This is a genomic window from Bdellovibrio sp. HCB337 (genome assembly GCF_047302465.1).
Lineage (GTDB): Bacteria > Bdellovibrionota > Bdellovibrionia > Bdellovibrionales > Bdellovibrionaceae > JACMRP01.
In genome coordinates, this window is the sequence record NZ_CP178621.1 from 3461774 (window position 1) to 3473511 (window position 11738).

At 46.6% G+C, this 11738-nt stretch carries 10 protein-coding genes; all 10 read right to left on the bottom strand.

Translation table 11 applies throughout. From position 1 onward, the window contains the following. Positions 1-4: 4 nt before the first annotated feature. The 10 genes from carB to hpf all read right to left on the bottom strand — a co-directional run bounded on the left by carB (position 5) and on the right by hpf (position 11652). The gene (gene carB, locus ACLWBB_RS16715) at positions 5-3202 is read right to left on the bottom strand and encodes a carbamoyl-phosphate synthase large subunit (RefSeq protein ID WP_413288697.1); all 3198 of its coding nucleotides are present in this window, start codon (positions 3200-3202) and stop codon (positions 5-7) included. Positions 3203-3224: 22 nt separating this feature from the next. Next, positions 3225-3872: a hypothetical protein gene (locus ACLWBB_RS16720; protein ID WP_413288698.1), complete on the bottom strand. Its 648-nt coding sequence runs from the start codon at positions 3870-3872 to the stop codon at positions 3225-3227. Next, positions 3869-4936: a glutamine-hydrolyzing carbamoyl-phosphate synthase small subunit gene (gene carA / locus ACLWBB_RS16725; protein WP_413288699.1), complete on the bottom strand. Its 1068-nt coding sequence runs from the start codon at positions 4934-4936 to the stop codon at positions 3869-3871. Before carA ends, ACLWBB_RS16720 begins: the two co-directional genes overlap by 4 nt. Beyond that, positions 4933-5835, bottom strand: coding sequence for an aspartate carbamoyltransferase catalytic subunit (locus tag ACLWBB_RS16730; RefSeq protein ID WP_413288700.1), 903 nt, complete (start codon positions 5833-5835; stop codon positions 4933-4935). Before ACLWBB_RS16730 ends, carA begins: the two co-directional genes overlap by 4 nt. A 51-nt stretch (positions 5836-5886) precedes the next feature. Continuing rightward, on the bottom strand, positions 5887-6546 hold the full coding sequence (gene lepB / locus ACLWBB_RS16735; RefSeq protein WP_413288701.1) for a signal peptidase I: 660 nt from the start codon (positions 6544-6546) through the stop codon (positions 5887-5889). 4 nt (positions 6547-6550) lie between these two features. Further along, positions 6551-7255, bottom strand: a complete 705-nt coding sequence (gene lepB / locus ACLWBB_RS16740; RefSeq protein ID WP_413288702.1) for a signal peptidase I — start codon at positions 7253-7255, stop codon at positions 6551-6553. 1 nt (position 7256) lies between these two features. Then, positions 7257-8030, bottom strand: a complete 774-nt coding sequence (gene lepB, locus ACLWBB_RS16745; protein ID WP_413288703.1) for a signal peptidase I — start codon at positions 8028-8030, stop codon at positions 7257-7259. A gap of 73 nt (positions 8031-8103) precedes the next feature. After that, positions 8104-9903, bottom strand: a complete 1800-nt coding sequence (lepA, locus tag ACLWBB_RS16750) for a translation elongation factor 4 (RefSeq protein ID WP_413288704.1) — start codon at positions 9901-9903, stop codon at positions 8104-8106. A 50-nt stretch (positions 9904-9953) separates the two neighbouring features. Beyond that, on the bottom strand, positions 9954-11117 hold the full coding sequence (metK, locus tag ACLWBB_RS16755; protein WP_413288705.1) for a methionine adenosyltransferase: 1164 nt from the start codon (positions 11115-11117) through the stop codon (positions 9954-9956). Positions 11118-11277: 160 nt separating this feature from the next. Next, positions 11278-11652, bottom strand: coding sequence for a ribosome hibernation-promoting factor, HPF/YfiA family (hpf, locus tag ACLWBB_RS16760; RefSeq protein ID WP_413288706.1), 375 nt, complete (start codon positions 11650-11652; stop codon positions 11278-11280). Positions 11653-11738 lie beyond the last annotated feature (86 nt).

Below are 11738 nucleotides of genomic sequence, written 5' to 3' on the forward strand. Positions count from 1 at the left end.
ATTATCAAATAAAGACTTCAGTGGCCTTGAGGGGCTGAACATCACTTTGGCCAGTTCTTACCTTACGAAGTGCCAGGACAAAAGCCTCTGCCGCATCACTTTCAGTGATACATGGAATGCTATAGTCCGTACATGCACGACGAATATCGAAACTAGCCTCGATCGCCCGGCGTCCTGCCGTCGTATTGATAACCAAACTGACATGACCCGAACGAATACGGTCCACACAATGCGGTCGACCTTCATCGACTTTACGTAAAGCCTGGCAAGGTACACCTTTTTGATTAAAGTAGTTCGCAGTGCCTGAAGTTGCCGAAATCGTGTAGCCCATTTTCATCATAATGCGCGCAAGACCCAAAAGGTTCTCTTTGTCTTTGTCTCTCAGCGAGAAGAAGACTTCCCCTTTTTGCGGCAAGTGCACATTACTAGAAATAAATGCTTTCATGAGAGCTTCCGCATAGTCATTGCCACGCCCCATACTCTCACCCGTAGATTTCATCTCTGGGCCCAAGATCGAGTCTGCCTCTGGGAATTTTTTAAATGGAAAGACAACGCCTTTTACCGACACTGTCGTGGTGTCTCGCCATTGCAGATTTTCAAGTTTGAGCTGATCTTTCTTTACTCCACAAACCGCTGCCACCCCTAAGTCAATCAATGGAATGCCGGTTGCTTTTGCAATGAAAGGAACTGAGCGCGAACTGCGCGGATTTGCTTCTAATACATAAATAATATCATTTTTAATCGCCAGCTGCAGATTCAAATGACCGATCACTTTCAGACGTTCCGCCAATTGAATACTTAAAAGCTCGATACGTTCGCACGTGGTCTCTTTCAAACGTTGTGGAGGCAAAACCCCCATACTGTCTCCAGAGTGAACTCCCGCTGCCTCGATATGCTCGACAATACCGCCAATCAGAGTCCAGTCATGACCGCGCACTAAATCCACATCGACTTCCAATGCTCCGATTAAGAACTGATCAATCATACAAGGACGTTCTGAAGAAATAAAATCCTTATGGCGTTCAAAATAGGATTGAAGCTCTTCGCGGTTCTCGACCACTTCCATACGACGTCCACCCAAAACGTAGCTTGGGCGCAGAATCATCGGATAACCGACGTGACTTTCTTGAGCCAAAGCATCGGAAAGATCCGCCGCCATCGCGGAGTTTGGAATTTTTAAATCCAACTCGCGGCAAATTTTACTGAAAAGACCGCGATCCTCTGCAAGTTCGATGGTCTCGAGGTTGGAGCCTAAAACTTTGAATCCGGCTTTTTGTAATTCCGGAGCCAAATTGATCGGCGTCTGCCCACCCAGCTGAGTCACAAAACCCATCGGCTTTGTATAGCGCATGAGCTCGATCAAACTCTCTGCTGTCAAAGGTTCAAAAAATAGAACGTCGGAAGTATCATAGTCCGTCGATACAGTTTCAGGATTTGAATTTACCATAATCACTGGATACCCAGCTTTTTGGAAGGCCTTCACTCCGCGCACGCAAGAGTAGTCGAACTCAATCCCCTGACCGATGCGATTTGGACCGCTACCGATCAATACAACTGGGCTACGCTCTTTGAGAGGAACACTCTTATTAAACCAGTATGAAGAGTAAAAATACGGCGTCGAAGATTCAAACTCGCCAGCACAAGTATCCACTTGCTGGTAGCGAGGATGAAGATCGTGTTTATCACGAAGATCGCGAAGATCCTGCTCGCTCTTACCAACAAGAGCTGCAAGACGTGCATCCGTAAAACCTTTACGTTTTGCTTCCAACAAAAGATCACGGTTGTCCGTCGAGAAGGTCGCTTTAAACTTCTTTTCAAACTGAATTAGACTATGGATCTGCTCGAGGAACCACGGGTTCACTTGAGTCAGAGCTTCAACCTCTTCAACCGTTTTCCCTTCACGGAACGCTTGGAAAAGATGATAAATACGCTGACTGTTCGGATATGAAACTTTATCGATCGACAAATTGACGTCTGGAATTCCTTGTGGATTTTTCTCCATGGAAGCCAGAGCCTTCATCAAAGATTCCTGCAATGTTCTGCCGATTCCCATGACTTCGCCAACACTTTTCATTTGTGTGTTCAATGCATCTTTAGATCCAGGGAATTTTTCAAACGCAAAACGTGGAATCTTAGTCACAACATAATCAAGAGCTGGCTCATAACAAGATGGCGTACTCTTCGTAATGTCGTTTCGGATTTCATCCAAGCGATACCCGATCGCAAGCATTGCCGCAATCTTCGCAATCGGAAAACCTGTTGCTTTACTCGCAAGAGCCGAAGAACGACTCACACGTGGATTCATCTCGATCACCACACGCTCACCAGTTTTAGGATGTGTCGCGAATTGAATGTTGGCTCCGCCTGTAGCCAAGCCTACTTCATTAATGATCTTATAAGCTTCATCACGCATGGACTGATATTCTTGATCACTGAGAGTTTGCTGAGGTGCCACCGTGATGCTATCACCCGTGTGCACTCCGCATGGATCTAGATTTTCAATCGTACAAACAACGACGAAAGTGCCATTCGCATCACGCATGACTTCAAGTTCGTACTCTTTCCAACCAAGGATGCTTTCCTCAACCAAAACTTCTGAAGTCGGACTTTCATGAAGCGCGCCCACTAACATTTTTTGATAAGCTTCCGGTGTATAAGCAATACCGCCACCGCCACCGCCCAAAGTGTAGTTCGGGCGAAGGATCATAGGATATCCAAGCTCATCGGCCACCTGTAGACCTTGCTCGTAAGTGCGCACCATGTGGCTCTTCGGATATTTAGCACCTACTCTGTCGAGGATGCTGCGGAAAATCTCGCGATCTTCAGCGGCTTCAATCACTTTTGGAGTCGCGCCAAGAAGTTCGACTTTATATTTTTCAAGAATGCCGTGTTTGTGAAGTTCCAAAGCCAGGTTCAGCGCTGTTTGCCCACCTAGGGTTGGAATCACAGCATCTGGCCTTTCTTTCGCGATGATTTTTTCCAGGAAATCCACTTTGAGAGGTTCGACATAAACTCGCGTGGCAATCTCGGGATCCGTCATGATAGTGGCTGGATTGGAATTCACCAAAATGACTTCGAGACCTTCCTTCATCAGGGCTTTGCAGGCCTGAGTGCCGGAATAATCGAATTCACAAGCTTGACCAATAACGATAGGTCCACTGCCAATAATTAAGACTCTTTTTATGTCAGCTCTGCGAGGCAAGGAAGTCTCCTTAAGTAGCGAGCTACAAACCTAGCTTTCCGTCGTTGGTGTAAATCATCTCGGGATTCACGTGTTTGTACTGCTCATATTTGAAACGCATTTTAATCAAACGAAGCATCATCACATCTGGATCCAAATCAGGATCTTTGCGATGGCGCTTCACTTCATCCAGAATAAACTTCTTCGCCAATTCTGGATGGAAGCAAAAACCACGGGTGAAAATAAAAGTATCCCCGTGTGGGATCAGACGAGCTTCGAAAAGCTCTTCTTCCGCGAAGCCAAAAATCCACGGTGAAGATTTCACCACGATTTTTTTATTGGCCAATAAGTCTTTTATGTAAACGTCCGCACCTTTGATTTTGATAAACTCAAAAACAGAGTGACGGGCTTGCTTAAGAATCTCGAGAGTCTTCATTTCTTCATCTGAGAAACGAAGTTCACGTTCTAGTAAGCATGCCTCTAGCGGAGTTTGCCCGTAGCCGCTGAGTTCCCGTGTAAAGAAATACCAGTCATAGAACTGCGACATACGAAGCTCGTAGTATTCGGAGTGCTCATCCAAAGTTCCAGAGTTCTCAAAAAATTCTTTTTTGGCACGAGCCAACTCCGCTTTGAAGTTATCTCCTGCAAAGTGATTCAGAATTTTTTCAATCAGCTTTTCGTATTCGTTCATAGTACTTTCTCGATAAAAAACTTAAACAAGTTCTGCGCCTCATGAGGCCCTGGGCAGGCCTCAGGATGGTACTGAATTCCCAAATATTTCTTTTCAGGATTATAGAACCCCGCCACGGTTCCATCATTCAAATTTATCTGAGTGACGCGGGCCTCTACCGGCAGAGTCTGAGGATCCACAGCATAACCATGGTTTTGGCTAGTCACATAAATCTGTCCCAGCAGGTCATCCTTGATCGGATGGTTGGACCCACGATGCCCAAACTTCAATTTATAGGTTTTAGCGCCTAAAGCCAAAGACAGTACCTGGTGTCCCATGCAAATGCCAAAGACTGGCTTTTGACCAATTAATTCACGGATCGTTTGCGGAGCTACCTGAACGTCCGCTGGATCCCCGGGACCATTAGTTAACATCACAAAATCAGGGTTGGAAGACAGAAGCTCTTTGGTGGGAGTCCTACTTGGGTAAATCACCATTTCTGAGCAATATTTTTGCAATTCGCGAAGAATATTTTCCTTCGAACCGAAATCCAGGACAGCAACCTTTGGGCCGCCTAAGAAGTCGCCTCGGCGAACTTCTTTGTCCTTTCGTGACGTCAGGTAAACCCAATCTTTTTCCAGTTTTTTCTTTTCTGCGATCAAACCTGCAGCCTTTTGTTTGGCCTCAGCTTCGCTCGCAGCTTGAACAAGAGCTCCCCATGGAGTTCCACCAGAGCGAAGACGCAAAACCAATTCGCGCGTATCGACCTCAGTCATCAAAGGAATTTTGTTTTCATTCAATCTTTGCACCCAGGCCTGATCGCGGCCCGTGTCTTGAATCTGCAAGGAGATAAAGCCTTCGATCCAAAGGCGCTTAGACTCCCACACTTCTTTGTGGGCACCGTAGTTGCCTTGCATCGGCGCCGTCATCACCACGATTTGGCTGAAGTAAGAGGGATCCGTCGCAATTTCCTCGTAGCCCGAGTGAGAAGTATTAAAGACAACTTCACCGGCACGATCTTCACCGCCATGCCATTTTCCAGAATAAACTTCGCCGGTTTCTAAAACGAGAAAAGCTTTTTTCATGAAACTGTCCTTTCCGAAAGAGCTCGCTCCAGCAAAGCTTGGCGTATATAGGCGCCCCACTTCACTTGCTCGAGGATTTTACAACGAGGATCCTGGTTCACATCCACATCCAGCTCTACACCATAGTTGATAGGCCCCGGATGCATCAGAAGCCCATCGGACTTCCAGGATTTTAATTTTTGTAAATTGAGGCCGTACTGTTCGCGATAAGTCGCTACTGAATGCACTTCTTCATGTCGTTCATGCTGAACTCTCAGAGCCATCACTGAAGTTGCCCATTTGAGCCCGTCTTCAAGCTTCTCGAAAGAAAGGCCCGAGTAATTCTCTGGCAAAAAAGACTGAGGGCCACAAACCGCAATTTGATAACCAAGAATCTTCGCCAACTGAAAGTGCGATCCTATCACACGGCTGTGCTTAACGTCGCCGATAACAAGTAGCTTTTCTTTCTCGAAATCGCGACCATTGGCTTTCAAAGTCAAAGCATCCAACAAAGCTTGCGAAGGATGAGCTTTCCTCCCCCAGCCTGCATTGAGAATCGGCATTTTTATTTGTTTTTGCAAAGCATAGAGGTCGACGTCGTCTTTGCAGCGAATGATGAGGGCTGCGGACTCCATCGCTGCGATATTGAGAACCGTGTCCTCAATGCTCTCGCCCTTTTCTAAGCTAGTTCCTGCTCCGCCATCCAACAATAATGGATGAAGACCTAAGCGCGCCGCCGCGGTCTCGAAACTGAATCTTGTGCGCGTGCTTGGCTCAAAAAATAAAAGCGCCGCGGTTTGCGCGGCGTAATTTTTTCTTCCTGGATTTTTTGAAAACTCCAGGGCCGAGAGAAAAAGAGACTGTATTTGTGAGAAATTTAAGTTCGCGATTTCAATCAGGGCAGAAGAGTGCTGAGACATCTGCTAGAGAGGATATTGGGCGCGCCCGGAGGGTGTCAATTGAGGACCCTGCTAATGCACTCCAGAAAAGACGCGTTCCCAACGGATGCTCGGATAACGTTCACCGCCCCACCGCTTTTGCCAATCCAGGGACAGCCAAACAAAGAGGACTTTGCCATAAATTTGACCAATTGGCACGGTGCCCCAGTATCTAGAGTCATCGCTCGCGTCGCGATTGTCCCCCAAAAGGAAGACTTCGCCGGGAGGAACCACCAAAGGGCCAAAATTCTGCTCAGAAGGGCTTTTCTGGAAAATCACCCGGCGATGATGACCGAGATCTCTTTCCAGATAGATATCAAAAGATTCAGGGCTTGGGTTATCAACCGATGAGTTATTCGCTTCAAGTTCATAATCCAAAGGAGTGTCGTTAATGATGAGCTTGCCCGACGCGATTTGAATTTTGTCTCCGGGAAGCCCCACTACTCTCTTTACATAGCTAGTATTTGGCTGAGTCACATAGGAGAAAACAACAACATCACCACGCTCGGGATTTTTACCACCCCAGGAATAGGCCATTCTGTATGAGAAAATAAAATCACCGGCTTTGAGTGCTGGCTGCATAGAGCCTGTTGGCACTTTGTACGCTGTCATGATGAAGCTTCTGACGAACAGAGCCAGCATGACAGAAATCAGAATTGTAACGAGGTAGTCCTTCCATTGACTGCTCAACATGCGATTATTGTACTGAATTAAACAATCTTTTCCAGCGAATTTGTCGAGGGTCACAAATATATGATACGGAAGTCAGGGTACTTTCGCAGCTAAGCCAGATCACAGAAGCCGGACCAATCAGATATTTTTCGGGAACATAGCCAAAAACACGGCCATCGCTGGATTGATCGCGATTATCCCCCATAAAAAAGTATTCACCCTCTGGCACCTGGTACTCTTTGCTTTCATCGCTAGCCAAAGGAGAGCCATAGAAGCGTACAACATGCTTTTGTTGACCGGTATCTTCACTGAAGTAACTAAAGTTATCGTCCTCACGTGGAGGATCTTCGTGCAAAGTCCACTCTTGGCCATTCACCGTGATTTGACCACTGCCACGAACAACCACCACATCACCAGGAAGACCGATCAAACGCTTAATGTAGTAGACATCGGGATTTTCAGGGTAACGGAAAACCAGCACTTCTCCCCGTTGCGGAGTTCGCCAACGCATAATCCAGTAATCTGAAAAAGGGATCTTTAGTCCCAAGGAGTACTTTTTAACAAGAATATGGTCATGAATCAGAAGGTTCGGAATCATGCTCCCTGAGGGAATAACAAAGGGCTCGACAACAATCCAACGGATGCCAAACACAATCAGTACAGGCAAAAGAAAGGTCCCGATAGCTTGCGCCCAGGTCCCTTTCAAATTTTTCTGGCTTGTTGTTGTCATATTAATTTACAGAGTGGAAGAAGCGTCCCCAACGGATCGTCAGTGGGTTGCATAGAACTGGGATGCCCGGAATGGTCTCTTCACAACTGAGCCAAATGAACATCGCGCGGCCCAGGATATTTTGTTCTGGCAAGAATCCCCAGACACGGCTATCAGCCGAGTTATTACGGTTATCGCCCATTACAAAAAGATGGCCATCAGGCACGGTGACTGGACCGTAGCTTTCGTAAACATCCCCACGACGGATCAAAACGCTATGATCTTTGTCGCCAAGAGCTTCTGTGAAAAACACATAATTATCTTTGCTGTCGCCCAGGTTGCCGTCACGCTGGAAGTCAGCATCACGAAGCCAGTTGAAGTCATCTTGGCTTACAGGAACTTTCTTCTCTTGAGGCTTGTCGTTCACGAACAAAGTGCCGTTTTCATAGTAAATCTTATCGCCAGCTTCACCTACCACACGCTTGATGAAGAAGGTGCTCATGTCTTTAGGATATTTGAAAACGATAACTTCACCACGCTTTGGAGCGCCGAACTTCACCAACCAGCTTTCGCTGAAAGGAACGCGAACACCGTAAACGAGCTTATTGACGAAGATATGATCATGGATCAACAAAGAAGGAAGCATGCTTCCTGAAGGAATCACATAAGCTTCAATAAAGCCCCAGCGGATGAACAAAGCAATAAATACGGCTAAGAACAGGGAACCCCATCCATCAGTCCAAAAGTGCTTGCTACGAAAATCCCAGCCGTTTTTATTTTGCTGCTGCTCACTCATACTTAATCCAGTTCTGGCCTCTGTTAAATAACGCCCCTTTGGGGCTGGGCCTACATATCGTCGCCGTAGGCGTCTAGTCTTCAACCTTCAGAATAGCTAAGAACGCCTCTTGAGGCACATCGACGGTACCGATCTGCTTCATGCGCTTCTTACCTTCTTTTTGCTTCTCGAGAAGTTTACGCTTACGAGAAATATCACCACCATAACACTTAGCCGTCACGTCTTTTCTGAGGGCGCCTAAGGTCTCACGAGCGATGATTTTTGCACCAATCGCCGCTTGAATCGCCACTTGGTATTGCTGGCGCGGGATCAGTTCTTTCATTTTTTCGGTCAATGCACGACCACGATTCACGCATTTAGATCTATGAACAATCAAAGAGAGCGCATCGATCGGCTCGCCATTGATCAGAATGTCCATCTTCACCAAGTCCGCTTCTTCAAAGTCCATGAATTCATACTCTAAAGAGGCATAACCTTTTGAAATCGACTTCAAACGATCATAGAAATCCATGACCATTTCATTCATCGGTAGCTTGTACTCGATAATGACTTTCGTGGAAGTCACGTAATCCATTTTTTGCTGAATACCACGCTTGTCTTCGCAAAGTTTCAAGATACCACCGATGTATTCTGTCGGCGTATGCACGGTGACTTTCACGAAGGGCTCTTCAAATTTTGCAATCAAAGTTTCAGCTGGCATTTGCGATGGGTTTTCCAACATCATCATAGTGCCGTCAGTTTTTGTAATACGATACACCACCGTTGGTGCAGTCGTGATCAAATCCAAATTGAACTCACGCTCCAAACGCTCTTGGACGATCTCCATATGCAGAAGACCCAAGAAACCGCAACGGTAGCCAAAGCCTAAGGCCATGGACTTCTCAACTTCGAAAGTCAAAGAGGAGTCATTCAAGCAAAGCTTATCAAGAGCATCGCGAAGACTTTCGTACTCAGAAGCGACGATCGGGAAGATCCCCGCAAAAACCATTGGCTTGATTTTTTGGAAACCAGGAAGTGGTTCTGCAGCGCCATGCTTTGCCGCAGTGACAGTGTCGCCGACTTTCACGTCGCGAATGTCTTTGATACCGCAGATGATGAATCCCACTTCGCCCGCCTCAAGCACATCGAGACCCTCTGGGAACGGAGTGTATTTACCCATACGCAAAACTTCATAGTCACGATCCGTGGCCATGAATTTAATTTTGTCGCCTTTTTTAATCACGCCATCTACTACGCGCACGAGAATCACAACGCCTTGGTAGGCATCGAACCAAGAGTCAAAAATAAGCGCTCTTGCAGTCTTTGAACGATCTGCATCTGGTGGCGGAACTTTTTCAACGATGGATTCCAAGATATCAGTGATACCGATTTTCTCTTTGGCAGACGCGTGAATGATGCCAGTGCAATCAAGCCCGACAGTCTCTTCGATTTGCTTCGTGACACCCTCTGGGTCCGCAGACGGTAAATCGATTTTGTTCAAAACAGGAATAATCGCAAGGTCATTTTCAATCGCCAAGTACACGTTCGCGAGAGTTTGAGCCTCAACCCCTTGAGCGGCATCGACCACAAGGATCGCACCTTCACAAGCAGCCAGAGAGCGAGAAACTTCGTAAGAGAAATCCACGTGTCCCGGAGTATCGATCAAATTGATCTGATAATTGTTGCCATCTTTAGATTTAAATTTCAGACACACGGTCTGAGCTTTGATGGTGATCCCACGCTCACGCTCAAGTTCCATATTGTCGAGGAACTGAGCTTTCTTTTCGCGATCTGTGAGCGCGCCCGTGGCCTGAAGAAGTCCATCAGCAAGAGTGGACTTTCCATGGTCGATATGGGCAATGATTGAGAAATTTCGAATAAACTTGGGATCCATCTCAGTCCAGTTCCAGGGCCTGGCGGCCCCGTCAGAATTTACATATTTAACTAGCTCAAACTTTTAACGACATCTTTCAATTGGTCAACTTTGTTCAGTTTCTCCCAAGTGAAACCTTCTTCATTACGGCCGAAGTGTCCATAGGCAGAAGTTGCGCTATAGATTGGGCGAAGAAGTTCGAACTCTTTGGTAATTCTGGCAGGACGCAAATCCCACACTTTACGAACCGCTTGTTCCAAGACTTCTGAGCCGACTTTGCTTGTTCCGTAATCATTCACTGTGATGCTGACAGGTTCAGCAACACCGATCGCATACGCCACTTGAATCAAGCAGCGGTCCGCAAGGCCTGCACCCACGATATTCTTAGCAATGTGACGAGCTGCGTAAGCCGCAGAACGATCCACTTTAGAAGGATCTTTACCAGAGAACGCGCCACCGCCGTGAGCGCCATGACCACCATAGGTATCTACGATGATTTTACGGCCCGTCAAACCGGCGTCTCCCATAGGACCGCCTGTTACGAAACGACCTGTAGGGTTCACGTGGAATTTTGTATCCTTGTCGATCCACTTCCCTGGAATGTGTTTTTTGATCAATTCGCTAACAACAAAGTCTTTGATTGTCGCATTGTTCACGTCCTCAGCATGCTGAGTGGAAATTACGATTGTATCAATGCGCTTTGCGAGACCATTTTCATACTGAACAGTCACTTGAGATTTTGCGTCTGGACGAAGCCAGTTTACTTTACCGGCTTTTCTAAGAGCAGCTAACTCACGTACCAACGTGTGTGACATCGCGATAGAAAGAGGCATCAACTCCGGAGTTTCATTCACCGCATAACCGAACATCAAACCTTGGTCGCCGGCACCTTGATCGTCGCTCAAAGTTTCTTTCACGCCGACTGCGATATCCGGGCTTTGCTGACCTACAGCGATCATGACGCCGCAAGTTTTGTAGTCAAAGCCTTTGTCAGTATCGTCGTATCCAATACGCTTCACAACATTACGAGCGACATCTGTAAAATTCACTTTTGCAGACGTGGAAATCTCACCAGCAACAACGACAAGACCTGTCGTCAACAATGTTTCACAAGCCACACGGCCCTTTGGATCTTGCGCCAGGATTGCATCCAAAATGCCATCACTGATTTGATCCGCCATTTTATCCGGATGTCCTTCTGAAACTGATTCGCTTGTAAAAAGATAGTTTTTCAAGTTCGTGCCCTCTTCGTACGCTAAGTTTGGTCAATGTTTGACGATTGTATGATTTTTATCGTAACGGCGCAAACTAACCTAAAACCGGGGCAGGGGTCAATAAAAAGCCCCCGGTTTTTTAGGCCGGGGGCATTGAAGTAATTCTATTGTTATTAAGGGCTTAGGACGCCTTTTTGCCGGTCCGAGCTTCAAATTCCAAACGAGAGTTTAATTGGTCGATTTTGCCCTCTCGGCTGAGCTCTGGTTTCTTATGGTGTTGCATAATTTTGCGGGTTTTTAGGAACTGCTTTTCAAGCTTTTCCACAACCAAATCTACGGCTGTGTAGACATCCATGTTGTAGGACGTCGCTTTAAAATACTTCTCTCGGGTATTAACCGTAACCTCCACACAAAATTCGTTTTTTGTTTTGCTGAAATAGACGTTGCCGTAGCCTTCTTTAAGCAGGAACTTCCCAATCTCTTCCATTTTCTCTTCCGCGTACTGAACTAGCGAATCTGAGTGATCGAGGTGCTTAAAGGTGTAATTGAGTTTCATGAAATCTCCTCTGTACGGTAGTGGTCCCCCTTTCGGGACCTTGGTCTTAATTTCTTATCGGCGCTGCCCGACTAAAGATGAGAGTG

What these genes read in the sequence shown, in the direction of transcription:
- lepA (WP_413288704.1), bottom strand. Translation starts at nt 9,903, where the DNA reads ATGGATCCCAAGTTTATTCGAAATTTCTCAATCATTGCCCATATCGAC.
- hpf (WP_413288706.1), bottom strand. Translation starts at nt 11,652, where the DNA reads ATGAAACTCAATTACACCTTTAAGCACCTCGATCACTCAGATTCGCTA.
- ACLWBB_RS16730 (WP_413288700.1), bottom strand. Translation starts at nt 5,835, where the DNA reads ATGTCTCAGCACTCTTCTGCCCTGATTGAAATCGCGAACTTAAATTTC.
- carA (WP_413288699.1), bottom strand. Translation starts at nt 4,936, where the DNA reads ATGAAAAAAGCTTTTCTCGTTTTAGAAACCGGCGAAGTTTATTCTGGA.
- ACLWBB_RS16720 (WP_413288698.1), bottom strand. Translation starts at nt 3,872, where the DNA reads ATGAACGAATACGAAAAGCTGATTGAAAAAATTCTGAATCACTTTGCA.
- lepB (WP_413288703.1), bottom strand. Translation starts at nt 8,030, where the DNA reads ATGAGTGAGCAGCAGCAAAATAAAAACGGCTGGGATTTTCGTAGCAAG.
- lepB (WP_413288702.1), bottom strand. Translation starts at nt 7,255, where the DNA reads ATGACAACAACAAGCCAGAAAAATTTGAAAGGGACCTGGGCGCAAGCT.
- lepB (WP_413288701.1), bottom strand. Translation starts at nt 6,546, where the DNA reads ATGTTGAGCAGTCAATGGAAGGACTACCTCGTTACAATTCTGATTTCT.